This is a genomic window from Comamonas sp. JNW (assembly GCF_003105075.1).
Taxonomy (GTDB): Bacteria; Pseudomonadota; Gammaproteobacteria; order Burkholderiales; family Burkholderiaceae_C; genus Comamonas; species Comamonas squillarum.
In genome coordinates, this window is record NZ_QETI01000015.1 from 98,162 (window position 1) to 120,757 (window position 22,596).

The following is a 22,596-nucleotide window of genomic DNA, read 5'->3' on the forward strand; positions in this document are numbered from 1 at the left end:
CTATTGCAGCAGGCCCCTTTTGTTTGGTCGTTGCGCGTTGGGAGCTTGTGCTTATTCCACCTGCAGACCAACGAGCTCCGGATAGTCCACCGGGTACTGTGGCTGCATATCCAGCAGGCAGTGGTTGAGCAAGGTGTTGACCATCAGGTTGCGGTGCAGCTTGTTGTCGGCGGGCACCACATACCAGGGCGCATGGGCGGTGGAGGTGGCTTCGAGCAGGTCCTCATAGGCTTGCTGGTAGGCATCCCACTGCTTGCGCACGGCCAGGTCATCGAGGCTGAACTTCCAGCGCTTTTCCGGCACATCGATGCGCTCTTGCAGCCGGACGCGCTGCTCGTCCTTGCTGATGTGCAGCATGCACTTGAGGACGGTGGTGCCGTTCTCGGCCAGCAGGCGCTCGAAGTCGTTGATCTGCGCATAGCGCTGCTTGGCGACCTGGCGCGTGATCCAGCCGTTGACCAGGGGCACCAGCACATCTTCGTAGTGGCTGCGGTTCCAGATGCCGATCTCGCCTTTGGCCGGCGCCACGGCATGGCAGCGCCAGAGGTAGTCGTGCGAGAGCTCTTCCTTGCTCGGACTTTTGAAGGTGGCCATGCGCAGGCCCTGCGGGCCGGTGGTCTTGAAGACGCCGCGCACGGTGCCATCCTTGCCGCTGGTGTCCATGCCCTGCAGCACCAGCAGCACCGAGCGCTTGTTCTCGCCCTGCAGCGGCCGCATCAGCTGGGCCAGCTGCTTGTTGAGCATCTTGAGGTCTTTTTCCTGGGCCTTGATGCTGCCATGCGCAAACGGTGTGGCGGCCGGGTCGTAGTCGGCCAGATGGACTGCGCCCTTGACGGGCACGCGGTAGTTCTGGGGATTGGGCATATCAGGCTAAAGGGTGTATCGGGCAGGCGGGATGCAACGGGCCATGATTTCAGCTTTTGGCAGACTTGTCACCTGGGGCGCCACGCCTGCAAGGGGCTTCACACCATCTTGCGGATCGGGCGCTTCTTCCAGATCGCCTGGTAGTACCAGGTCTGCAGCGCCAACGTCAGGCCGTAGGAGACGGGGAAGGCCATCCAGATGCCCACCAGACCAAAGTGGCGGCTGAACAGCCAGGCCAGTGGCAGCTCCAAGGTGGCGATCACGCCGATGGTGATCAACGTGGGCACCAGGACATCGCCGCTGGCACGCATCAGTGCTGCCAGCGAGGCAAAGGCGCCAAACAGCAGGCCACTCCACAGCACAATGCGCAGCAGCTCCACGGCCACGTGCAGCACCTCTTGATCGGTGATGAAGATGGACAGCAAGGGCCGGGCAAAAATGCTGCCCAGCAAGGCCGTGGCGCCACCGATGGCCATGTTGATCTGCATCGCAGTACGCGCAATGGCGGGCAGGCGCTCGCTGCGGCCTGCGCCAATCGATTGGGCCGCCAGGATGGACGCAGTGATGGCCACAGAGATCAGCGGGAACTGGGCAAAGGCATTGATCTGGTTGACGGCGCCGTAGGCGGCTGTGGCATCCGAGCCAAAGCCATTGATCAGCGATAGCACGACGAGGCCGGCCAGCGAGGTGGCGATCATCAGCACGCCAGTAGGGATACCCACACGCAGCACGGCGCGCAACAAGGTCCAGTCCAGGCGCATGGCGCGCAGCAGTGCGCGGTTGGGGGCCAGCACACTGCGCTTGCGGCGCAGCTGTATGGCCAGCCAGACCAGGGCCACGCTAAAGCCCAGAATCATCGATACCCCGGCGCTGGCCACGCCCAGGCGCGGCAGGCCACCCCAGCCGGCAATCAGCGCCGGCGTGCTGACCAGGCCGATGCCGGTGGACACGATCAGCGACCACATCGGCGTGAGCGTGTCGCCCACGCCGCGCAGCAGTGAGGTGAACAGCAAAAAGATGAACAGCCCTGGCATGCCCAGCAGCACGATGCGCGAGTAAATGGTGGCCTGCTCCAGAATATCGGCCGGCGTGCCCAGCATGCGCATGATGGGCTGGGTAAACAGGCCGCCAAACAGCGCCACGGCCGCGCCCATGGCCAGCCCGGCGAGCAAGGTGGTGCCGGCAATGGCGCGTACCTTGTCAGGTTGCCCGGCGCCCCAGGCCTGGCCGATGAGCACCGACGCACCAGCCCCCAGACCAATGACAAAGGCGATAAAGACAAACATGACGGGAAAGAACGCCGCAACAGCAGCGAGCGCCTTGACCCCCATCATCTGGCCCAGGAACATGCTGTTGAGCGTGCCCGAGAGGGACTGCAGGATATTGGACAGCAGCATGGGGCCCAGAAACACCATGAAGACTTGCCACAGGGGGCGAACAGGCGGGGCGGAGGGCGCCGCCTGGGGTGCGGGTATGGACGAAGACATGGGAGGGTGTGGGGTCAGGGTGCTGCGGGTAGGGTGCTTACACCGGCCAGATGGGGCGGCTGAGCTGGTGCAGATAAGCTTGTACATCATCGGGCCAGGCCTGGGTCTGCAGCAAGAACGCCGATTGCTTGTGGGCAAACAGCGCGCGGCAGGCCTCATCAAAGCCGGGCAGATCCCCCGCCATGGCCTGCATGAACTGGTAGGTGGCCTCGGTCGCTGCGCGCTGCGAATCCTGCTGCGCATGGGCATTGCGGGCGTCATCGATCAGGCGGCGCAAGGCCGCTGAGGCGCCGCCGGGCTGGCGGTTGAGCCAGTCCCAATGGCGGGGCAGCAAGGTTACCTCGCGCGAGACCACGCCCAGCTTGGGGCGGCCAACGGCACGTGCAGAGCGGCTGTGGGCTGCTGCTTCAACAGGTGCTGCGGGTGCTGGGGCTGCGTCGTCGTCCAGCTGGGCAGCGGGCTGCGCTGCCGGGGCGAGCTCCGAGCGCCAGTTCAGATCCAGGCGCAGTCCGGAGAGGTCATCAAACACCCACAAGGGGGTGAGGCTGCCGCCGGGGTGGAGTTCGTCATGGTTTTGCAGATAGCGCAGCACCGTCAGGCGGTCGGCTTGCAGCAGGCGCTGGTGACCCTGGAAGATGGTCAGCCGGCTGGTCAATGTCTCGGTAGTCATGGCCACTTGTTCGTTGTTCTCTTAATGAGTAGGTCATTTTACCGGGGCAAAAATATTTGGCTATTTTTAATGGGTAAAAATATGTATCTGGATGCGCACAGCGGCAGATGGCCTGTGGCAGCTGCTGTTAGCGCGGTGAGGCGGTGGCGCGGAGGTCGAAAAAAAACCTCCAGCGCGGGGCATGGAGGTTGTTCTGGCTGGAGCCTTGTGGCCCAGTCATTACACGCGCTTGCGGTATTCAGCAGTGCGGGTGTCGATTTCGATCTTGTCTTCCTGGCTCACGAACAGCGGCACAGCGATTTCAAAACCGGTAGCGATCTTGGCAGGCTTGAGAACCTTGCCGGAGGTATCGCCCTTGACAGCAGGCTCGGTCCAGGTGATTTCGCGCACGATGGTGGTGGGCAGCTCGACCGAGATGGCCTTGCCGTCATAGAACACCACTTCAGCGGTCATGCCGTCTTCCAGGTAGTTCAGTGCGTCAGCCATGTTTTCGGCTTCCACTTCGTACTGGTTGAACTCAGGGTCCATCCAGACGTACATGGGGTCGGCGAAATAGGAGTACGTGCAATCCTTCTTTTCCAGGATCACGTTGTCGATCTTGTCGTCGGCCTTGAACACGTTTTCCGTGCCGAAGTTGCCGATCAGGCTCTTGAGCTTCATGCGCACGGTTGCAGCGCCACGGCCGCCACGTGCGTATTCGGTCTTCAGAACGATCATCGGGTCTTTGCCGAACATGATCACGTTGCCAGCGCGGATTTCTTGAGCGATTTTCATAGCAGTAAGTGCCTGTGTTGGGGCCGCTCAAACTACTACGGGCGGCGCGCAAGTGTCGTTGGACGGGCTGTGCTGCGCCGTAGCATGTTCCGCGGCGTTGTGCGCATCCATCAAACCCGGCTGCCTGCAGGCGCTGGGTGCGCGGATAAGCGCAAAGACTGCAATTCTAACATTTTTCGCCCGCAAATGCCATCAGCTGCTCGGCAAGGCTGGGCTGCCTGTGCAGAGTGTTGCGCGCTGCCTGCACGCAATGGGCCCATTGCGCCAGCAGCGCTGGCGTGATGGCGGGCCATGCAGGGACGCTGCCGCCAGCCCCTGGGATGCCATTCCAGGCCGCATGGGCTTGGCGCAGGCTGCCCGGCGCGTCCAGCCAGTCCAGAAAAGCCTCCAGCTTGGCATGGTGGGCGTTGTCATCCTGCGGGTAGATCTGCCAGACAAAAGGCTGGCCGGCCCACAGCGCCCGTACCAGTGAGTCTTCGCCGCGCACAAAGTTGAGGTCGCAGGACCAGAGCATCTCGTCGAATTCCGGCTGGCTGCAGGGCGGCAGCAGCTGAACCTGGCTGGGCAGGGGCTGGGGCAGCCGCTGCTGCACCAGCGCCGCCGCGCGGCCCGGGGTGACCAGCCACTGCGTGGCCGTGCCAGCGCTGGCAAAGGCGGGCAAAAAGGCCGGGGGCTCATAGCAGAACAGCGAAAACACCAGGTCGCCATCTTGCAGGCCATGCCGGGCGCGCCAGGCGCTGCGGTCAAAGTCCGCCAGGCGCCCGGGCAGATCGGCTTCGCGCAGCAGGCCACCGGTGCCGGTGCTGAAGCCGGGGTAGAAGAACCAGCGCGTAAGGCCTGCCGCGGGGCCGCTCATCAGGCGCGAGGGCAGGCGGTGGCAGCGCTCCACATAGTCTTCGGCAGACAGGTATTCCAGGTTGATCCAGACGCTGGCTTTCTGCGTTGGGGATTGCGCACGCGCGGCCAGCGCCTGCTGGAAGGCAGGCGGAATCTCGCAGCCAAAGGCCTCGACCACCACATCACCGACGCCACTGGCCGGCGCTGCATCGGGCCAGGGCTGCACCGTCACGCCAGGCGCGCCCTGCGGCGCCATCCAGGCCAGGGCGCTGCCATCGTCCACCCACAGCCGCACCTGGCAGCCACGCTGGGCCAGGTCGGCGGCCAGGCGCCAGCACACGCCGATATCGCCAAAGTTGTCGATCACCTGGCAAAAAATATCCCACAGCGGCGCTGGGCTGCGCTGCGTGGAGGCAGGGGATACGGTGGAGGATGTGGCGGTGGGGGTGGAAGCAGGGGAGAGGGTCATCACCCGCGCGATGATAGTGCAGTCCCGGGCTTCACTGACTGGCGCTGCCTCCTGGGCCACAATAGCCTTCAGTTGATCAAGCATGGAGACAGACATGAACCCCCACACTGCAACCCCCGGGCCGATGGCTTTGCAAGGCGTCAAGGTGGTCGAGATGGGCCAGCTGATTGCCGGGCCGTTCTGCGGCAAGACCTTGGGCGAGTTTGGTGCCGAGGTCGTGAAGATCGAGGCCACCGGCGCGGGCGACCCGCTGCGCAACTGGCGGCTGCTGCAGGATGGCACATCGGTGTGGTGGCAGGTGCAGTCGCGCAACAAGCAATCGCTGGCGCTGGATTTGCGCCAGAAGGAAGCGCAGGACATTGCCCGCCAGCTGATTGCCGAGGCCGATGTGCTGGTGGAGAACTTTCGCCCCGGCACCCTGGAGGGCTGGGGCATGTCGCCCGAGGAGCTGCATGCGATCAACCCGGGCCTGGTGATGCTACGCATCTCTGGCTATGGGCAGACCGGCCCCTACCGCGATCTGCCCGGCTTTGGCGTGATTGGCGAGGCCATGGGTGGCTTGCGCCACCTGACGGCCGAGCCCGGGCGGGTGCCGGTGCGCGTGGGGGTGTCGATCGGCGATACCTTGGCGGCGCTGCATGGCGTGATCGGCGTGATGATGGCGCTCTACCACCGCAAGGTGAATGGCGGCAGCGGCCAGGTGATCGATGTGGCCTTGCACGAGGCGGTCTTCAATGTGATGGAAAGCCTGATCCCCGAATACAGCGCCTTTGGCACGGTGCGCGAGGCGGCGGGCAGCGCCTTGCCCGGCATTGCGCCATCGAACGCCTATGCCTGCCAGGATGGCTGGGTGCTGGTGGCCGGCAATGGCGACAGCATCTTCAAACGGCTGATGGACACCATTGGCCGGCCGGACCTGGGCCAGGCACCGGACCTGGCCAGCAATGCGGGCCGTGTGGCGCGCATTGAAGAGATCGATGCCGCCATCAGCGCCTGGACGCAGCCGCGCGCCATCGCGCAGGTGATGGATGCGCTGGCTGCTGCCAGGGTGCCAGCCGGCAAGGTCTATACCGCCAAGGACATCAGTGAAGACCCGCACTACCGCGCGCGCCAGATGATCCTGCCGCAAACCACGCGCGACGGCCATACGCTGGAGGTGCCGGGCATTGTGCCCAAGTTGTCCGCTACGCCGGGCACGATCCGCAGCAGCGCGCCGCACCTGGGCGATGACACCGATGCGGTGCTGCAGGGCCTGGGCCTGAGCGGCGCGCAGATTGCGGCGCTGCGTGAGCGCGGCATTGTGCAGTGAGCGTGCACGGGTGATGGGCCGCTTCGCTGCGGGCGGGGCGAACGCATAAGACAATAGCGCCATGCCCACCCACGTGCACTCTCCCGAACTTCTTGCCCAGGTCGCTGGTTTGCCAGCCATGCCTGGCGTCTACCGCTATTTCGATGCCAGCGATGCCCTGCTGTATGTGGGCAAGGCCATCAACCTCAAGCGCCGGGTCTCGAGCTATTTCCAGAAGGACCATGGCGGCACCCGCATCGGCCACATGGTGGGCAAGATCGTGCGCATGGAGACCACGGTGGTGCGCTCCGAAGCCGAAGCGCTGCTGCTGGAAAACAACCTCATCAAGACCCAGCATCCGAAATACAACATTCTTTTTCGGGATGACAAGAGCTATCCGTACCTGAAGATCACCGGCATGGCCATCCACGATGGCGACATGCGCACGCCCCCCAGCCAGTGCTACCCGCGCGTGGCCTATTACCGGGGCGCGACCGACAAGCGCCAGCGCTATTTCGGCCCTTACCCCAATGCCTGGGCGGTCAAGGAAACCATCTTGCTGCTGCAAAAGGTGTTTCGCCTGCGCACCTGCGAGGACAGCATTTTCAGCAACCGCACCCGGCCTTGTCTACTCTACCAAATCAAGCGCTGCAGCGCCCCCTGCGTGGACCACATCAGCCCCGAGGACTACGCCGCCGATGTGGCCCATGCCGAAGCCATGCTGCGCGGCGAGACCGACACGCTGCTCAAGACGCTGGAGGCGCGCATGTTGGCACACTCAGACAAGCTGGAGTTTGAGCAGGCGGCCGACATCCGCAACCAGATCAAGGCGCTGGCCAGCATGCTGCACCAGCAGAGCATCGAGACCATCGACGACCGCGATGTGGACATGCTTGCCGTGCAGGTGCAGGGCGGCAAGGCCTGCGTCAACCTGGCCATGGTGCGCGGTGGCCGGCATCTGGGTGACCGCGCGTATTTCCCCGTGCATGTGGAAGACAGCGCCGCCATTGCCAGCATGGAAGAGGCCGAAGAAGCCGAAGTAGCCGCAGACCAGGCGGGCGCCCAGCCTGATGAGGCCCAGCCCGGTGGTGCCCAGCCCGGCGTGGTGCGGCCCGCCAAAACGGTGGAGCAGCGCGTGCTGGAGGCCTTTGTGGCCCAGCACTATCTGCAGGTGGCGCCGCCCCCGGTGCTGGTGGTCAGCGTGGCGCTGGAGCCCGCGCTGCTGGAGGCCTTGTCGCAGCAGACCGGCACGCGCATTGCGGCGGTGTCGCAGCCGCGTGAGGAGCGCCGCGTCTGGCTGGAGATGGCGCAAAAGAATGCCCAGCTGCAACTGGCCCGCCTGCTGGCCGAAGAGGGCTCGCAGCAGGCGCGCACGCGCGCTTTGGTCGAGGCACTGGATTTGCCCCAGGACGATATCGACCAGCTGACCATCGAGTGCTTTGACATCTCGCACACCTCGGGTGAGAACACCCAGGCCTCTTGCGTGGTGTTCCACCACCACAAGATGCAAAGCAGCGAGTACCGGCGCTACAAGATCGACGGCATCACCGGCGGCGACGACTATGCCGCCATGCGCCAGGTGCTCACGCGCCGCTACAGCAAGGTGGCCGAGGCCCAGCGCGATGCCGGTGGCGCCGAGCTGGGCAAGGGCGCGGCCCGCTTGCCAGACATCGTGCTGATTGATGGCGGCAAGGGCCAGGTCGGTGTGGCACGCGAGGTCTTTACCGAGTTGGGTCTGGACCTCTCGCGCATCGTCGGTGTCGAAAAAGGCGAGGGCCGCAAGGTCGGGCTGGAAGAGCTGGTGTTCTGCGATGGGCGCGACAAGGTCTACCTGGGCCGCGACTCGGCCGCGTTGATGCTGGTGGCGCAGATCCGCGACGAGGCGCACCGCTTTGCAATCACTGGCATGCGCGCGGCGCGCGCCAAGGTGCGGGTGGGCGGCAGCCGGCTCGAAGACATCCCCGGCGTGGGCCCCAAGAAGCGCGCGCGCCTGCTGCAGCGCTTTGGTGGTGTGCGCGGGGTCGAGGAGGCGGGGGTCGATGACCTGATGACGGTCGATGGCATCTCGGCTGCCTTGGCAGAGGACATCTACAAGGCCTTGCATTGACGGGGTGGCACGGGCCGTGCAGCAACGGTCACACAGGCAATAGTGCGGTTCACTGAATTTGCACCGTTGCGTGCCACAATAGCCGCATGTTCTTTACGATCCCCACCATCATGACCTGGACGCGCATCGTCGCGATCCCGCTCATCATCGGCGTGTACTACTCGCCTCTTGATATGGCCACCAAAAACCTGTGGGCCACCGTCATGTTCGTGGTGTTCGCCTTCACCGATTGGCTCGATGGCTTTCTGGCGCGCAAGCTCAACCAGACCTCTTCCTTTGGCGCCTTCCTCGATCCCGTCGCCGACAAGTTCCTGGTCTGCGCCTCGCTGCTGATCCTGGTCTACCTGCAGCGCGCCGATGTCTTTGTCGCGCTGATCATCATTGGCCGCGAGATCGCCATCTCGGCGCTGCGCGAATGGATGGCCCGCATTGGCGCGAGCAAGAGCGTGGCCGTACACATGGTGGGCAAGCTCAAGACCACCGTGCAGATGGTGGCCATTCCCTTTTTGCTCTACGACGGCAAGGTGGCCGGCATCGATACCGGTGTCTGGGGAACCTGGCTGATCTGGGGTGCTGCCGTGCTCACGGTCTGGTCCATGATTTATTACCTGCAAAAGGCCTTGCCCGAGATCCGGGCTAGGGTTGATTCTTAGTCGAGCGCCACAGGTTTGGGCGTAGACTGCATCTCGCCTGTACAAGGAATTCAGGCTACAGGGCCCGTGATGCTTGGCTTTTGCAAGGCAAAGCGGGTGCTGGTCAGCGAAAAAAAGTGATTTTTTGCCTGAGCCCCCAGAAATTCCGTCTAGAATTCATCTCATTCCAGAGGCGCTGGGGTCGAGATGAAAATTTCGTGCCAGTGGTGTTGTTTTTGAATCTGTGACAGTTGTACGGCGTACAAACTGCTCATAATGGGATGAAACATACACTTCCTTAACTCTCTTGATTAATAGAGGCTGCTTGTGAATAAAACTGAACTCATTGAGCACATTGCTAACAATGCTGATATCTCCAAGGCTGCTGCCGCTCGTGCGCTGGAGTCCACCATTGATGCAGTGAAGAAGACCTTGAAAAAAGGTGGTACAGTCTCTCTGGTAGGTTTTGGTACCTTTGCCGTTGGTAAGCGCGCTGCTCGTACCGGCCGTAACCCACGTACCGGCGCTGCGATCAAGATCAAGGCAGCCAAGGTGCCTAAGTTCCGTCCAGGCAAGGCATTGAAAGATGCGCTGAACTAATTTCGGTTATCAGGTGGGGTGCTTAGCTCAGTTGGTAGAGCGGCGCCCTTACAAGGCGTAGGTCGGCGGTTCGACCCCGTCAGCACCCACCACATTAACCAAGAAAATAAACCCCTTAGAGTGATCTAAGGGGTTTTTTCTTTGTCCATTCGCCAACTGAAATGGACGCAAAGGGCGCCTCAGCCGACCCAAAAACGCCATTTGCCACCCGTGCGATTCCTTGAAACGGTGCAGGTCTGCATGCATGGCACCGATAAGGCTTGGCCGACTTGGGTTAAAGGGGCGGTGGAATAAGCCTGCCCACATGCATGGGGCAATCGCTGCCTTGTTGGCGATAATGCCATTGGCATCATTCGGGCAAAACGGATGCATTGGTGCGGTCCCTCCAGGCTTCTCCGAGCCGCGCGGAAGTTTCTAGGTCTCGCATCTCATTTGGATGGATAGCAAGCCAAGGAATGTGGTTCTGGTGCGTTGCTGGTGTTGCCCTCAAACGCCTAGGATGGCTGGCCTGGCTGCGGTGTAGCTGATGAACCGGCATCCTGCGCCTGACGATGGCACGGCAGTGAGGGGGCGGCCGCATCGATGCCATTTCGGCCCTCTGAACCGTCAAAAATCCCGTATTCCCTAACGCGCCCCTGGCCCTCATAGGGATCAAAAACTCTTTCGCTGTACACTTGCTGTTTCGACGTTCGTGCGTTGCCAAGACGCATGTTGCACGCCCTATTTGACAGGGGGTGGGTTGTCTCCGTTGGTTGAGGCTGTATCTGATTGATTTGCAATGAGAAATCATCCATTGCAAGCCATGGGTAGGCGCTTCGGACCAGGCAGCAAGCCCGCGCCACCTAGTGAAAACCGAATAAAGGCGAATGAGGGTTCGCCTTTTTTTTTGTCCTCAGGAAAGTTAGACGATGTTTGAAACCATCCGCAAGTACTCCAAGGTGCTGATGTATCCGCTGTTCTTGCTGATCATTCTGTCTTTTGTTTTGGTGGGAGTGAACCAGAACTACTTCACCGAAAAGAGCCCGGTGGTCGCCAAAGTCAATGGCAAAGACATTACGCAGATGGACTGGGACAATGCACACCGTGTTGCCTCGGACCGCATGCGCCAGCAAGACCCCAACATGGACGCCAAGTGGATGGAAGGCCCCGAGGCCCGCTATCTGACCTTGGAGCGCATGGTGCGTGACCAGGTGATCGATGCCGCGGTGCAAAAAATGCACCTGACGGTGGACAATGCCTCGCTGGTGCGCGCGCTGCAGGAGATTCCGCAGATCGCCGCGCTGAAAAAGCCCGATGGCTCGCTCGACGTGGATGCCTACCGCGCGCTGGTGGGTGCGCAAGGCATGACGCCCGAAGGCTTTGAAGCGGGCATGCGCCGCGATATCGCTGCGCGCCAGGTGCTGGGCGGTGTGTCCAACACGGCCTTTGCGACCGACGAGCAAACCAAGCTGGCGGTTGATGCACTCTACCAGCAGCGTGAGATCCAGCTGGCCCAGTTTGCTGCCAAGGACTATGCGTCCCAGGTCAAGACCACGGATGCCGATGTGGAAGCGTTCTACAAGAGCAACCAGGAGCTGTTCCGCCAGAAGGAGCAGTCCACGATCGAGTACGTGGTGCTGAATGCCGAAGCCGTCAAGGGCATGATCAAGCCCAGCGAAGACGACCTGCGTACCTACTACAAGGAAAATCTGAGCCGCTTCATGGACAAGGAGCAGCGCCGCATCAGCCACATCCTGATTGATGCGCCCGCTTCGATGTCTGCAGCGGACCGTGACAAGGCCAAGCAACGCGCCCAGGAGCTGCTCGCCCAGGCCAAGGCCAATCCTGCGCAGTTTGCCGATCTGGCCAAGAAGAACTCGCAAGACACCGGCTCGCGTGACAGCGGCGGCGATCTGGGCTGGGTCAAGCCTGGCGATATGGTCAAGCCGTTTGAAGACGCCGCCTTTGCGCTGAAGTCGGGTGATATCAGCGACCTGGTGAGCACCGAGTACGGCTTCCACATCATCAAGATGGGTGAAGTGAAGACGCCTCGCACGCCCAGCTTTGAAGAGCTGCGCGCCAAGATCGAGACCGAAGTGCTGGCCCAGCAGGTGCAGCGCAAGTACGCCGAAGTGGCCGAGACCTTCTCCAACATGGTGTTCGAGCAGTCCGACAGCCTGCAGCCCGTGGCTGAAAAGCTGGGCCTGAAGATCCAGAAGGCCGAGCATGTTACCCGCACGGCTGCGCCAGGCGCGACCGGCGCCTTGGCCAACCCGACCTTCCTGGAAGCGCTGTTCTCCAGCGATGCGCTGCAGAACAAGCGCAACACCGAAGCCATTGAAGTGGCCCCCAGCACCCTGGCCTCGGGCCGTGTGGTGGAGCACTTCGATGCCCGCATCCTTCCGTTTGAAGAAGTCAAGGCCAAGGCCCATGACCTCTTTGTGGCCCAGAAGTCTGCCGAGCTCGCGCGCCAGGATGCACAAGCCAAGCTCGAAGCCTGGAAGGCCGATGCTGCGGGCGCCAAGCTGGCGTCCCCCATCGTCGTGTCGCGCCAGGATGCCAAGGGCCAGGTGCCAGCCGTCCTCAATGCCGCCATGCATGCCAAGATCGGCGACGCCGCATCCTGGGTCGGTGTGGACCTGGGCAACGATGGCTACACCGTTGTGCGCGTGAACAAGGTCGTACCGCGCGGCGAAGACTCTGCCGAGCTGCGCCTGCGCCAAAAGCAGGAGTTTGAGCGTTACCAGGCCAATGCCGAGACCCTGGCGTACTACGAAATGCTCAAGGAGCGTTTCAAGGTACAGATCAAGGTGCCACGCCCCGCGGAAACAAAAATTTCATAAAAACGGAGATTTCATGAGAGGGGCCAAATTTCTGGCTATAATCATGTCTTCCCCAACACGGTGGCTGTAGCTCAGTTGGTAGAGTCCAGGATTGTGATTCCTGTTGTCGTGGGTTCGAGCCCCATCAGCCACCCCAAATTGAAACCCTTGCAAGTGAATAACCTGCAAGGGTTTTTCAATTTCTGCTCGCGCCTTGCTTCCGCTGCTGGAAAGTTGCAGTTTTGGGCCATAAAGCGTTCGAGTTTGGCCTGTTCCAGGCTCCCGTGCTCACTTGGAATAGGACGATAGAAATGCATTCCACGGAATGCCCCTTCTGTCTGCTGCGTTCGGCCAGGTGCCAGCCGTGAGCTGCTCAGTAGGGCATCTCTGGCGGGGTGGGTCAGGACAAACGGATCTTCCCCGACGTTCAGGAAGGCCTGGAAGACCAAGGCTGGGCGAAGCTGCTATGGCGGCGCGCGGGCTAAAAGGCCTGCAGGATAGGCGCCATGCGCAGCACCGATGCGGGCTGGGGTTTTCGACCAGCCACAAACACTTCAACCGGTAGACATGGAGCGCCAGCTGAACTGTGCGGGCCATGAACAGGGATGCCCCGACCAACAAAAAACCGCCCGGAGGCGGTTCACTTGGAGATTTGCACGTCAGAAGATCGTTTTGCCATCGACTGAGAGGGAGGTCATATTCTTTTTGGTGTGGCTGACCTTGCATACGGCTGGTACGCCAACCTCAAGCCCAAGTCCATTGCGTAAGCGCGTGAGCTTTGTTTGCGGCCCCCACACAAACACATATTCATCACCAGAGCCAACGTTGGACACCAATGGAACCTCGGCTTTCTCTGGATCCCTGGACACCTGCTTTATCGCGTGTTGGCACAAGAATATGGCTTCGTTTGCGTTGAACTCACGCGGGGTATTGCTCGTTTTGCCCCCGCTCATGCAACTGATTGCGACAACGACAACGAATGTTCCGTAGAGGATGTACTTGAACGTCGACGGATTTTTGACCGTCTCTGCAGCCAAGGATGAGGCGGCTACTGATGGTGCTGCTACTGATGGCGCTGCTGGATTGCCTGCCACGGGCGCTCCGCAATGAGGACAGCTAGACGCCTGGTCGCTAATCTGCTTGCCGCATTCGTTACAGTTAATCAATGCCAAGTCATCCTGCCCCTTTTTCTGAATGGGTTGTGATCGCCACGAGATGCGCCGCGTTTAACCTGAAGATTTTACGGTGGCGGGGTGACGTTCCACTGCGTGTTCGACATATCAAAAAGGAAAAACGGCCTGAGGGAGGTGAAGGGCGATCAGCAGGCATATGCGTCATCAGCGGTCGAGTTAGGGGCATGCGGAGCTCCCTGGGATGGACAGCGCTCTCCAAATGGATAGACGCACTGATGTCTATTCTCTGGCGCATTTTGCTGTGTGTGTTCGATGTTCAGCGCCCGGTGCGCTTGCCAAAGCTGCCATCGACAAATGACATGGCGGCGCCAAGCATGCGCAGCATCGCCTCATCTTCGTCGCTACCGGTTCTGGCGACTCACGCCTGAGTGCTGCCGCCACCTAGCCGGTCGCAGCGGCCGCATCCCAGCCATCAAGGCGCGTTTTATGTCAGCGGGTGTGTCGTGCTGGCTGCTCGTGCCATGCCTTCTTGGCTGCAAAAAGTACGTCTTGCCAGGCGATAGAGAAAATTGATACCTCGGGATATTCCCTAGCGCTTCGTGCTATCCATCCGGGTTGTAATTTATTATCAATCTATTCTTATAAATCGATTGATAATTTGTTCTAGCTGCATGCTGGGATTGCGGTGCCGACCGGTGATCCGGTCGGACGGAGGAGGTGGAATATGTTGCCCGAAGTCCTTGTTTTCATCACGCACAGGGTGGTGCTTCATTCGCTGATTCTGAAAAGCGGTTACACGACCTTTGGCCGAGGCGCTGGCAATGCCATCTGCCTGGACAACCCTGCGGTCAGCCGCGACCACGGCGCCTTCTACTACCGCGCGGGCGTGCTGTCGGTAGAGGACCACCACAGCATGAACGGCATCTTCGTCAATGGCATGCGCATGCGCCGCAAGGTGCTCTACTCTGGCGATTACGTCCTCATTGGCTGCTACAAGGTCTTTGTAAAGCATGGCTCTGAGCAACCGCGCAATGCCTATGCCGGATGAGTGCGGCGCGCTGGGCTGGCGTTGGCATGCGCGAGGTCCAGCCCGGTATGCAGCTTGCATCGCGATGGCAGACCGGGTGCGCCGCATTTCCGAGTGGGCTCAGGGGTTTGCAACCGCTGCATTCCGCTGTCTGCTGCGCTGCCTACAATCATCCCCATGCGTTTACCTCACCACCAACTCACGATGACGGTGCTGATGTCTCCGGACATGGCAAATTTCTCGGGCAATGTGCACGGCGGCGCCATTTTGCGCGAGCTCGACAACGTGGCCTACTCCTGCGCAAGCCGCTATGCGGGGCGCTATGTGGTGACCTTGAGCGTGGACCAGGTGATGTTTTTGGAGCCCATCCATGTGGGCGAGCTGGTGTCGTTCTACGCCAGCGTCAACTACACCGGAACCTCGTCGATGGAGATCGGCATCAAGGTGGTGGCCGAGAACATCCGTGAGCGCAGCGTGCGCCATGTCAACAGCTGCTTTTTCACGATGGTGGCGGTGGACGACCAGCGCAAGCCGGTGCCCGTGCCGCCGTTGCAGCCGGAGACCGATGATGAGAAGCGCCGCTGGGACGCAGCGCTGACGCGCAAGGAACTGCGCAAGGAGCTGGCACGCCGTTTTGCGCAGACAACGCGCCAGACCGGCTGACGCCTGGCCCCTCGGCCCGTATCGCTGCGAGGCGTTGGGCCCGGTTTTGCTGGGCGATACGCAACGGTTCCATGGAAAAAGGCAAGGGTTGAACCTTGCCTTTTTCTCTTTCCTGGTGGGCAGCGCCACTGAGGGACTGCCTGCATCGGATGGATCAGGTCCTGTCAGGTCTTGATCCGCGCCGGCTACGCCGCTTAGCGTGCCTTGTTGGCGTCGCTGGGGCTGTCGCTGAACACGCCATCCACGCCCACTTCATAGAACAGCTTGTACTCGGCCGCCACCTTGCCCTTGAAGTCGCTGGCCAGCAGGGTGGCGTCGTTGCGGTAGGCCCAGGGGTGGACAAAGAGCTTGGCCGCGTGCGCCAGCGTGACCAGGTTGGTAGGCGGCATCGTTTCGCGGTCGCGGTAGTCCCACTTTCCGTCGTTATTCAGGTCATCGGGCTGGCCATCACCATTCTTGTCCAGGTAGCGGGCGGAGATGACGTAAGGCTTCCACGGCGAGATGCCGTTGGCATAGGTCTTGATCTGGGCCAGGCCGTCGGCAGTCACCATCTGGGCATAGGTGGTCGAGACGCCGGCCATCGTGAAGTCATAGGGCTGTGCATTGGGTGCCGACAGAAGGATGCTGCCGTCAGCTGCAAGCTCCGGATTGCCATTGATCATCTGCACCAGCCGAACCTGGGTTTTGGCGCGCAAGGTCTTGAGGTGGGCGACTTCCAACGAGCGCACGATCACCGGTGCCGTTTCCTGGGTGTAGCCCGCGGCGGTGAAGGCCGCCAGCAGCTTGTCTTCCATCGCCAGGCCCAGCTGGCTGTGGTAGGTGGGGTTCAAGGTCTGCAGATAGAGGCCGACCGTCTTGCGCTGGCGCTTGGCGTAGGCGATCACATCATTGAGAGACAGGATCCGGCCATTGTTGGCGCCGACCGGTGGCGTGGTGGATGCGGGCAGTTTGGCGCGCAGGCTTTGCAGCTCCACCAGGGTGAAGTCAGAGGCAAACCAGCCTTGGCGCGACTGCCCATCGATCAGGCGCAAGGTCTTGCGGTTGGCATAGACGCTGCGGCTGGAGACGTCGGTGATATCAGTGATGTCGGGCGAGGCCAGGGCGACCAATTCGCCGTCCTTGCTCATCACCAGGTCGACAGCGATGAAGTTGGCATCCTGGGCGACGGCGGCATCAAAGCTCTCGGTGGTATTGGCGGCCTTGCCGTCGATGCTGCTGAGGGAAAAGCTTTGCGGTGCATTGCCGTCGAGCGTGGGATAGGGCTTGGGATTGGGGTTGGTGCCACCACCGTCGCCCGGGCCCAATTCGGTCTTGCAGGCGGTCAGTGCGGTGATCGCCAGGGCCGCGGCGCACAGGCGCCAGGTACGTTGTCTTTGCATATGCTAGGTGCTCCTCGTCTTATGGTTGGGACGTGGAGAAACAATCTGTGCATATGTAAAGATCAATTACTTTACGCTATGGATGCCCTGTCTTCCACGCTCGAATGGCTATCGTATCCGCAAATCTCGGAGAAATCTCGGTGGCCTGCTGGACCGATGGTACGGCTTGCCTGGGCCGCCAGTGCCACGCACTGCACCACATCGCCCACGACGATGATGCTGGGACTGGCCAGCTTGTCGCGGGCCATCGTGGCGGGCAAATGTGCCAGGTCGGTGATTGCATGGCGCTGCTGGGGCAGGCTGGCATGCTGCACGATGGCCACCGGCGTATCGGCAGGCAAGCCGCTGCCCAGGCCCTGGCTGATCGCCTCGGCACTGGCCACACCCATGTAGATCACCAGGGTCAGGCGTGCATCGTGCGCCGTGCGCGCCAGTTGCGCCCAATCGGGGCCTTGTCCGCCTGGCTTGGCGTGGCCCGTGATGAACACCACGCCCTGCGCATGGTCGCGGTGGGTCAAGGGGGCGCCCAGGCTGGTCAGCGCGGCGAGCCCGGCGGTCACGCCATTGATGATGCGCGGCTCGATGCCGTGGGCGCGCAAAAACTCCACCTCTTCACCGCCCCGGCCAAAGATAAAGGGGTCGCCGCCTTTGAGCCGCACCACGTTCTCACCGGCTTGCACTTCCTGCAGCATCAGGCGCTGGATGAAGGCCTGGGGCGTGCTCTGGCAGCCGCCGCGCTTGCCCACATGGACGATGCGGGCACTAGCGGGCGCCCACTGCAGCACGGCATCATTGACCAGGTCGTCCACCAACAGCACGGTGGCGCGCTGCAAAGCCTTGGCGGCAGCGATGGTGAGCAAGTCCGGGTCGCCCGGGCCGGCACCGACCAGGGTGCACTGGCCCTGGCCTGGCAATGGCGCATCAGCCGGCGGGCGTGCAGTAAGAGAGGGCAGGCTGCTGTCAGTCATGGTGGGAGGCTTGGGGAGCTGGTTGTGTTTGTTGGGCGATGGCCAGCACATGTTCCACTTGCTGGGCCAAGGCGGCGGGCACCGGCAATTGGCCGGCCAGCACGGCCTCGGTGTAGCGCGCGGTGGTGTCCGCATCGCGCTCGCTGGGCAAGCCGGGCACCTGGCTGTCGGTGCCGCTGCTGCGTGCCTGCAGCAAATGGTGCTGGCCTGCGACAAAGCCGTCGTACTGGGGGCTGCGGCGCGGGTCGGCGCAGACTTCGCCCTCCAGCCCGCGCGAGAGCAGGGCATTCGTCTGCAGCTCGGCCAAGGTGGCTTGCAGCATCGGCAGGTATTCCGGGTGCGTGTAGCTGCCCAGCAAGACGGCCGGTCCTTGCACTGGCTGCAGCAGCTTGGCAATGCTATGCCCCGGGTTGCGCAGGCCGATGAGCTGGCGCACCGCCAGCAGCTTGGCCAGCGCGGGCAGCAAGGTGGCGGTGTGCACCAAGGCCACTTCCGATGCGGCAATGGTGCCAGTCTGCGCGCGGGGCACTAACCCCAGGCGCTCGAACACCGCAAAGGCCGAGATGCGGCTCGCTTCAGTCTGCATGCCATGCACCAGCACCGGCAGGCCTTCGCGCGCCAGGATCAAGGCCAGCAGCGGGGTCAAGGTGGGCAGGCGGCGCGCGCCGTTGTAGCTGGGCAGCACCACGGTGGGCAAGGCGGCTGGGCTGTGAAAGCGGGCGATGCGCGCATGCACGGCATCCCAGAGGCCGCACATCTCTTCGGCCGTTTCCCCTTTGATGCGCATGGCAATGCAAAAGGCGCCGATTTCATAGTCGCTGACCCGGCCATCGAGTATCTGCGCCATCACATCGCTGGCCTCGACGCGGCTGAGGGCTTTGGCGCCGCGTGCGCCGCGCCCGATTTCCTTGATGTAGTGCTGTATGGCCATGGCAGTAAAAAATGCGTTCACCCATTATTTTAGGTTTTATATATACGGAAGTAATAAGAAAAATCAGCCCATCCGGCATCTCGGGTATGCCGAGCCTGCGCCAGCAGATGGTTCCGGTTAACGAAGATTTGCGCCCCTGTGTATTGCACGGCCATGCTGAACGTCTACTATCTGCATTCTGTGCCACGCCCTTTGGGCTTTTGAAAGGAAAGAACATGTCCGCATCTCCCTCTATGGTCGATGAGCTCCTCGCGCAACTGCAGGGCGCACCGATCCAGCAGATGGCCCAAAGCCTGGGCCAGAGCGAGGCCCAGACCGAGCAGGCCGTGCAGGCGGCCGTGCCGATGATGCTGGGCGCACTGGGCAACAACGCGCAAAGCGCGGGCGGCGCCAGTGCCTTGTTCGAAGCACTGCAGCGTGACCACGGCGCTGCAGGCGGTGCTGGCGCAGGCCCTGACCTGGGCGGGCTGCTGGGCTCGCTGTTGGGTGGTGGCGGTGGGGCGCAAGCCGGTGGCATGGGCGGTTTGGGTGGCATGCTGGGCAGTGTGCTCGGTGGCGCTTTGGGCGGCGGCGCTGCTGCGGGCTCCGGTGCCGGTTCCGCATCGCCTGCGGCTCTGGATGGCGCCAGCATTCTGGGCCATATCTTTGGCGGCCAGCAAGACCAGGCCTCGGCCAGTCTAGGCCAGGCCACAGGCTTGGGGGCCAATGCCGGCAACCTGCTCAAGATGCTGGCACCGCTGGTGATGTCGTTCCTGGCGCAGCGCGTCATGTCGGGTGGCCTCAACTCCTCGCAGCTGGGCAATGCGCTGGGCCAGGAAAAAGCCCAGGTGCAGCAGCAAGGCGGCCTGGGTGGCGGCTTGCTGGGCTCGCTGCTGGACCAGAATGGCGACGGCAAACTCGATGTCAGCGACCTGATGAAGATTGGTGGCTCGCTGCTGGGCGGCAAGCGCTGAGCCCATTGCCCAAGCGGCAAACCCTGGCGGCCCGCCAGGGTAGCCCCGCCCCCGGGCGCAAAAGCGGCCCAGAGCGCCTACACTTTGGCCCCATGACTGAGCTGATATTGGGGATCGAATCCTCCTGTGATGAAACCGGCGTGGCCCTGGTGCGCACCCGTGGCCCAGGTACGGTGCCTGAGTTGCTGAGCCATGCGCTCTACAGCCAGATCGAGATGCACCGCGCCTACGGCGGTGTCGTGCCTGAGCTGGCCAGCCGCGACCATATCCGCCGCGTGCTGCCGCTCACACAAAAAGTGCTCGATGACGCGGGCTGCACGCTCGCGCAGATCGATGCGATTGCCTTTACCCGTGGCCCGGGGCTCGCGGGCGCCTTGCTGGTGGGCTCAGGCGTGGCCTGCGCCATGGCTGCTGCGCTGGACAAGCCGGTGCTGGGCGTGCACCACCTCGAAGGCCATTTGCTCTCGCCGTTTTTGAGCGAAGACCCGCCCGAGTTCCCCTTTGTGGCCCTGCTGGTTTCTGGGGGGCACACGCAGCTGATGCGCGTGGACGGCGTTGGCCGCTACCAGATTCTGGGCGAGACCATCGATGACGCAGCAGGCGAGGCCTTTGACAAATCGGCCAAGCTGCTGGGCCTGCCATACCCCGGCGGGCCCGAGCTGTCCCGCCTGGCGCAGGGCGGCGACCCGGAGGCCTTCAAGCTGCCGCGTCCGCTGCTGCACAGCGGCGATTTGGATTTCTCCTTTGCTGGCCTGAAAACCGCCGTGCTGACCCAGGCCAAAAAGCTCGGCGATGGCCTGGAGGCACGCAAGGCGGACTTGGCCGCATCGACCCAGGCGGCCATTGTGGATGTGCTGGTGAAAAAGACCCTGAATGCGCTGAAGGAGACCGGCATGCAGCGCGTGGTGGTCGCCGGCGGCGTGGGGGCCAACCGGCTGCTGCGCGAGCAGCTCAACGACGCCTGCCGCAAGCGTGGCATCCGCGTGCACTACCCCGAGCTGCACCTGTGCACTGACAATGGCGCGATGATTGCGATGGCGGCTGCCATGCGCATCGAAGCGGGGCAACAGCAGGCCGAGAAGGTCTATGCCTTTGACGTCAAGCCGCGCTGGCCGCTTGATGCCATCGTGCAGCAGCCGCCGGCTCCCGCCACTGCGGCATAGACGGTCACTGGCGCTGGTCATGTACCGGTGACGCAATCAAAAGGGGCCTTTTCAGGCCCCTTTTGCTCGGTGGGTGTGCTTGCGCTGATCTTATGCAATCGCCAAGGTTTGGGTCGCTGGCTGGGTGGTGCTCAGCACCAGGGTCAGCACGCCGTTTTCCAGGCTGGCCTTGGACGCTGCGGCATCGATGCTGGCAGGCAGCTTCCAGGCGCGCTGGATGCTGCGTGGTGCGCCTTCGATGCTGGTCAGCCGCACGGTCTTGTCCTGCAGCTCAATGCGCAGCTGTTCGCGCGACAGGCCGGGCACATCGATGCCGATGCTGAACACGGAGCCGTCTTGCTGCACGGTGTCCTGGCTCGTGGTGCCCGTGGTAGTGGCTTGCAGAAAACGCTGCAAGGCGGCATCCATCGCGGATGGGGAGACAGCGTAGGCCGAGCGGTGCATCAGAGGGGTCATGATCATCTTCAATCCTTGTGAAACAGGGCAGCGGGTTTGCTGCTCGATGACTGATAGTTGGATGAAGAAGCCGCAATTTCAAGAGAAAATTGCTGGCTTTTATTTTTGCAATGCAGGCCTTGAAAGCCTGCAGATCACGTCCATATGGATTGCCCGGCCAGCGATCAAGGTGCGCTGAAATTGGCCGGGTCGGGCGTGCGCTGCTGGCGCGCCTTGCTGCGCAGATAGGCCTTGGCGGCCGCTTCGGCAGTCGGGGAGTTGCTGGTCTCGCTGCTCGGCTCGGGCGTGCCGGGCTCGCTGTCCGTCGCTGCGGGCGCACCGCTGCGCGCACGCGCAATCGCCTGACCCAGCTCAACCACCGACATCGCGTAAAAGCTGGACAGGTTGTAGCGCGTGATGGTGTAGAAGTTGGGCGTGCCCACCACGTACTGGGTCGCAGCGCTCGCGTTGGGCAGCTCGATCAGCGCCAGCGGGCCTGTGTGCTGGTCGCCTGGCGCCTGGATGCGCAGGCCCAGCGCGGCCATCTCGGCGGCGCTGAAGCTGGGTTTGATATCCGGCGCGAGCAAGGTCTCCAGCTGTGCCGGTGTGCTGTTCACCTGCACATCGTAGTAAGCCGGCATGCCGCGTTGCCAGCCATGGGCGACAAAGTAGTTGGCCACCGAGCCGATCGCATCGGCCGTGCTGCCAAACAGGTTGATCTTGCCGTCACCATCAAAATCGACCGCGTAGTTGGACCAGCTGGTTGGCATGAACTGGGGCATGCCCATGGCGCCGGCATAGCTGCCCACCGTATCGAAGGGGTTGCTGTCAGTGAGGTAGGCCGTGGCAAGAAACTGCTCCAGTTCGCCCCGGAAATACTTGGCCCGGTCGGCCGCGCGCGGGTGGCTGGCGGGATAGTCAAAGGCCAAGGTGGCCAGCGCATCGACCACGGTAAAGTTGCCCATCTGCTGGCCATAGATGGTCTCGACCCCGATGATGCCGACGATGTACTCAGCCGGCACCCCATAGGTCTGCTCGGCACGGGCCAGCGTGGCGGCGTTCTCGTTCCAGAAGCGCAGGCCGGCGCGTATGCGGATCGGCTCGACAAAGCGGCTGCGGTAGCCGCGCCAGTTCTTGACGCCAGCGGGCCCCGTGCGCGGCGTCATCAGGCGCTGCACGGTGGCGTTGAAGCGGGCTTGCTTGATGCTGGCGCGCAGCCAGGCCTCATCGATATGGCGGCGCTCGGCGACTTCGCGGACAAAGGCTTCGGCCTCGGGCCGGTTGGCATAGCTGGATGCGGTGGGGGCGGAGTCAGCGCTGCGGGCCTTGTTGGTCGTGTTCTTTTGTGCGTAGGCGCCCGTTGCGCACAGGCCGGCGCAAAGCAGGGCCACAGTGGTCTGAAGAATTCGGTGCAT

21 protein-coding genes and 2 tRNA genes are annotated in these 22,596 nt (G+C 62.5%); 12 read left to right on the forward strand and 11 right to left on the reverse strand.

All coding sequences use genetic code 11. From position 1 onward, the window contains the following. Window positions 1–51 precede the first annotated feature (51 nt). The 5 genes from DCO45_RS19025 to earP all read right to left on the reverse strand — a co-directional run bounded on the left by DCO45_RS19025 (window position 52) and on the right by earP (window position 5,101). Window positions 52–864 (reverse strand): PPK2 family polyphosphate kinase, encoded by an 813-nt coding sequence (locus tag DCO45_RS19025; RefSeq protein ID WP_116927286.1) that lies wholly within the window; start codon window positions 862–864, stop codon window positions 52–54. Between the two features lie 98 nt (window positions 865–962). Beyond that, window positions 963–2,351 (reverse strand): MATE family efflux transporter, encoded by a 1,389-nt coding sequence (locus DCO45_RS19030; RefSeq protein WP_116927287.1) that lies wholly within the window; start codon window positions 2,349–2,351, stop codon window positions 963–965. Between the two features lie 37 nt (window positions 2,352–2,388). Continuing rightward, on the reverse strand, window positions 2,389–3,021 hold the full coding sequence (locus DCO45_RS19035; protein WP_116927288.1) for a DUF2239 family protein: 633 nt from the start codon (window positions 3,019–3,021) through the stop codon (window positions 2,389–2,391). Between the two features lie 219 nt (window positions 3,022–3,240). Further along, window positions 3,241–3,795, reverse strand: a complete 555-nt coding sequence (efp, locus tag DCO45_RS19040; RefSeq protein WP_021026959.1) for an elongation factor P — start codon at window positions 3,793–3,795, stop codon at window positions 3,241–3,243. Window positions 3,796–3,961: 166 nt separating this feature from the next. Then, on the reverse strand, window positions 3,962–5,101 hold the full coding sequence (gene earP / locus DCO45_RS19045) for an elongation factor P maturation arginine rhamnosyltransferase EarP (protein WP_116927322.1): 1,140 nt from the start codon (window positions 5,099–5,101) through the stop codon (window positions 3,962–3,964). A gap of 94 nt (window positions 5,102–5,195) precedes the next feature. Here earP and DCO45_RS19050 point away from each other — a divergent pair, with 94 nt between their 5' ends. The 7 genes from DCO45_RS19050 to DCO45_RS19080 all read left to right on the forward strand — a co-directional run bounded on the left by DCO45_RS19050 (window position 5,196) and on the right by DCO45_RS19080 (window position 12,686). Then, the gene (locus DCO45_RS19050) at window positions 5,196–6,410 is read left to right on the forward strand and encodes a CaiB/BaiF CoA-transferase family protein (protein WP_207788099.1); all 1,215 of its coding nucleotides are present in this window, start codon (window positions 5,196–5,198) and stop codon (window positions 6,408–6,410) included. 61 nt (window positions 6,411–6,471) lie between these two features. Continuing rightward, window positions 6,472–8,496 carry an excinuclease ABC subunit UvrC gene (gene uvrC, locus DCO45_RS19055; RefSeq protein ID WP_116927290.1) on the forward strand — a complete coding sequence of 675 codons (2,025 nt, stop codon included), beginning with the start codon at window positions 6,472–6,474 and terminating at the stop codon, window positions 8,494–8,496. A gap of 86 nt (window positions 8,497–8,582) precedes the next feature. Then, window positions 8,583–9,149: a CDP-diacylglycerol--glycerol-3-phosphate 3-phosphatidyltransferase gene (gene pgsA / locus DCO45_RS19060; protein ID WP_116927291.1), complete on the forward strand. Its 567-nt coding sequence runs from the start codon at window positions 8,583–8,585 to the stop codon at window positions 9,147–9,149. A gap of 306 nt (window positions 9,150–9,455) precedes the next feature. Then, window positions 9,456–9,728 carry an HU family DNA-binding protein gene (locus DCO45_RS19065; RefSeq protein WP_021026954.1) on the forward strand — a complete coding sequence of 91 codons (273 nt, stop codon included), beginning with the start codon at window positions 9,456–9,458 and terminating at the stop codon, window positions 9,726–9,728. A gap of 16 nt (window positions 9,729–9,744) precedes the next feature. After that, window positions 9,745–9,820: transfer RNA gene (locus DCO45_RS19070), tRNA-Val, on the forward strand. Window positions 9,821–10,636: 816 nt separating this feature from the next. Further along, window positions 10,637–12,550 (forward strand): SurA N-terminal domain-containing protein, encoded by a 1,914-nt coding sequence (locus DCO45_RS19075; RefSeq protein ID WP_116927292.1) that lies wholly within the window; start codon window positions 10,637–10,639, stop codon window positions 12,548–12,550. Window positions 12,551–12,610: 60 nt separating this feature from the next. Then, window positions 12,611–12,686: transfer RNA gene (locus DCO45_RS19080), tRNA-His, on the forward strand. Window positions 12,687–13,188: 502 nt separating this feature from the next. Here the strand turns inward: DCO45_RS19080 and DCO45_RS19085 are convergent. After that, entirely contained in the window at window positions 13,189–13,623 is a 435-nt protein-coding gene (locus tag DCO45_RS19085) for a hypothetical protein (protein ID WP_243419426.1), read from the reverse strand. Window positions 13,624–14,386: 763 nt separating this feature from the next. Between DCO45_RS19085 and DCO45_RS19090 the strand changes: the two genes are divergently transcribed. Together DCO45_RS19090 and DCO45_RS19095 are read left to right on the forward strand one after the other, a co-directional pair. Continuing rightward, on the forward strand, window positions 14,387–14,710 hold the full coding sequence (locus DCO45_RS19090; protein ID WP_116927294.1) for an FHA domain-containing protein: 324 nt from the start codon (window positions 14,387–14,389) through the stop codon (window positions 14,708–14,710). Window positions 14,711–14,866: 156 nt separating this feature from the next. Further along, window positions 14,867–15,352, forward strand: a complete 486-nt coding sequence (locus DCO45_RS19095; RefSeq protein ID WP_116927295.1) for an acyl-CoA thioesterase — start codon at window positions 14,867–14,869, stop codon at window positions 15,350–15,352. A gap of 194 nt (window positions 15,353–15,546) precedes the next feature. Here DCO45_RS19095 and DCO45_RS19100 read toward each other — a convergent pair whose 3' ends face one another. The 3 genes from DCO45_RS19100 to ybiB form a co-directional block, all read right to left on the reverse strand. Further along, on the reverse strand, window positions 15,547–16,731 hold the full coding sequence (locus tag DCO45_RS19100; RefSeq protein ID WP_116927296.1) for a glycerophosphodiester phosphodiesterase family protein: 1,185 nt from the start codon (window positions 16,729–16,731) through the stop codon (window positions 15,547–15,549). A gap of 71 nt (window positions 16,732–16,802) precedes the next feature. Next, window positions 16,803–17,699 carry a uroporphyrinogen-III C-methyltransferase gene (gene cobA / locus DCO45_RS19105; RefSeq protein WP_116927297.1) on the reverse strand — a complete coding sequence of 299 codons (897 nt, stop codon included), beginning with the start codon at window positions 17,697–17,699 and terminating at the stop codon, window positions 16,803–16,805. After that, window positions 17,692–18,630: a DNA-binding protein YbiB gene (gene ybiB, locus DCO45_RS19110; RefSeq protein WP_116927298.1), complete on the reverse strand. Its 939-nt coding sequence runs from the start codon at window positions 18,628–18,630 to the stop codon at window positions 17,692–17,694. The genes cobA and ybiB overlap by 8 nt, the downstream gene beginning before the upstream one ends. Before the next feature lie 215 nt (window positions 18,631–18,845). Here ybiB and DCO45_RS19115 point away from each other — a divergent pair, with 215 nt between their 5' ends. Together DCO45_RS19115 and tsaD are read left to right on the forward strand one after the other, a co-directional pair. Beyond that, window positions 18,846–19,583: a DUF937 domain-containing protein gene (locus DCO45_RS19115; protein WP_116927299.1), complete on the forward strand. Its 738-nt coding sequence runs from the start codon at window positions 18,846–18,848 to the stop codon at window positions 19,581–19,583. A 92-nt stretch (window positions 19,584–19,675) separates the two neighbouring features. After that, window positions 19,676–20,746, forward strand: coding sequence for a tRNA (adenosine(37)-N6)-threonylcarbamoyltransferase complex transferase subunit TsaD (gene tsaD / locus DCO45_RS19120; RefSeq protein ID WP_116927300.1), 1,071 nt, complete (start codon window positions 19,676–19,678; stop codon window positions 20,744–20,746). A 90-nt stretch (window positions 20,747–20,836) separates the two neighbouring features. Here tsaD and DCO45_RS19125 read toward each other — a convergent pair whose 3' ends face one another. Then, window positions 20,837–21,208 carry an Hsp20/alpha crystallin family protein gene (locus DCO45_RS19125; RefSeq protein ID WP_116927301.1) on the reverse strand — a complete coding sequence of 124 codons (372 nt, stop codon included), beginning with the start codon at window positions 21,206–21,208 and terminating at the stop codon, window positions 20,837–20,839. On the opposite strand from DCO45_RS19125, the gene DCO45_RS22780 reads away from it, so the two are divergent. Then, window positions 21,201–21,380, forward strand: coding sequence for a hypothetical protein (locus DCO45_RS22780; RefSeq protein ID WP_133248206.1), 180 nt, complete (start codon window positions 21,201–21,203; stop codon window positions 21,378–21,380). The two genes, DCO45_RS19125 and DCO45_RS22780, sit on opposite strands and share 8 nt — an antisense overlap. Here the strand turns inward: DCO45_RS22780 and mltB are convergent. Then, the gene (mltB, locus tag DCO45_RS19130) at window positions 21,367–22,596 is read right to left on the reverse strand and encodes a lytic murein transglycosylase B (protein WP_116927302.1); all 1,230 of its coding nucleotides are present in this window, start codon (window positions 22,594–22,596) and stop codon (window positions 21,367–21,369) included. The genes DCO45_RS22780 and mltB overlap by 14 nt on opposite strands.

What these genes read in the sequence shown, in the direction of transcription:
- DCO45_RS19115 (WP_116927299.1), top strand. Translation starts at nt 18,846, where the DNA reads ATGTCCGCATCTCCCTCTATGGTCGATGAGCTCCTCGCGCAACTGCAG.
- DCO45_RS19035 (WP_116927288.1), bottom strand. Translation starts at nt 3,021, where the DNA reads ATGACTACCGAGACATTGACCAGCCGGCTGACCATCTTCCAGGGTCAC.
- DCO45_RS19090 (WP_116927294.1), top strand. Translation starts at nt 14,387, where the DNA reads ATGTTGCCCGAAGTCCTTGTTTTCATCACGCACAGGGTGGTGCTTCAT.
- mltB (WP_116927302.1), bottom strand. Translation starts at nt 22,596, where the DNA reads ATGCACCGAATTCTTCAGACCACTGTGGCCCTGCTTTGCGCCGGCCTG.
- tsaD (WP_116927300.1), top strand. Translation starts at nt 19,676, where the DNA reads ATGACTGAGCTGATATTGGGGATCGAATCCTCCTGTGATGAAACCGGC.
- DCO45_RS19025 (WP_116927286.1), bottom strand. Translation starts at nt 864, where the DNA reads ATGCCCAATCCCCAGAACTACCGCGTGCCCGTCAAGGGCGCAGTCCAT.
- earP (WP_116927322.1), bottom strand. Translation starts at nt 5,101, where the DNA reads ATGACCCTCTCCCCTGCTTCCACCCCCACCGCCACATCCTCCACCGTA.
- pgsA (WP_116927291.1), top strand. Translation starts at nt 8,583, where the DNA reads ATGTTCTTTACGATCCCCACCATCATGACCTGGACGCGCATCGTCGCG.
- DCO45_RS22780 (WP_133248206.1), top strand. Translation starts at nt 21,201, where the DNA reads ATGATCATCTTCAATCCTTGTGAAACAGGGCAGCGGGTTTGCTGCTCG.
- DCO45_RS19100 (WP_116927296.1), bottom strand. Translation starts at nt 16,731, where the DNA reads ATGCAAAGACAACGTACCTGGCGCCTGTGCGCCGCGGCCCTGGCGATC.
- DCO45_RS19075 (WP_116927292.1), top strand. Translation starts at nt 10,637, where the DNA reads ATGTTTGAAACCATCCGCAAGTACTCCAAGGTGCTGATGTATCCGCTG.
- ybiB (WP_116927298.1), bottom strand. Translation starts at nt 18,630, where the DNA reads ATGGCCATACAGCACTACATCAAGGAAATCGGGCGCGGCGCACGCGGC.
- DCO45_RS19095 (WP_116927295.1), top strand. Translation starts at nt 14,867, where the DNA reads ATGCGTTTACCTCACCACCAACTCACGATGACGGTGCTGATGTCTCCG.
- DCO45_RS19050 (WP_207788099.1), top strand. Translation starts at nt 5,196, where the DNA reads ATGAACCCCCACACTGCAACCCCCGGGCCGATGGCTTTGCAAGGCGTC.
- efp (WP_021026959.1), bottom strand. Translation starts at nt 3,795, where the DNA reads ATGAAAATCGCTCAAGAAATCCGCGCTGGCAACGTGATCATGTTCGGC.
- cobA (WP_116927297.1), bottom strand. Translation starts at nt 17,699, where the DNA reads ATGACTGACAGCAGCCTGCCCTCTCTTACTGCACGCCCGCCGGCTGAT.
- uvrC (WP_116927290.1), top strand. Translation starts at nt 6,472, where the DNA reads ATGCCCACCCACGTGCACTCTCCCGAACTTCTTGCCCAGGTCGCTGGT.
- DCO45_RS19125 (WP_116927301.1), bottom strand. Translation starts at nt 21,208, where the DNA reads ATGATCATGACCCCTCTGATGCACCGCTCGGCCTACGCTGTCTCCCCA.
- DCO45_RS19030 (WP_116927287.1), bottom strand. Translation starts at nt 2,351, where the DNA reads ATGTCTTCGTCCATACCCGCACCCCAGGCGGCGCCCTCCGCCCCGCCT.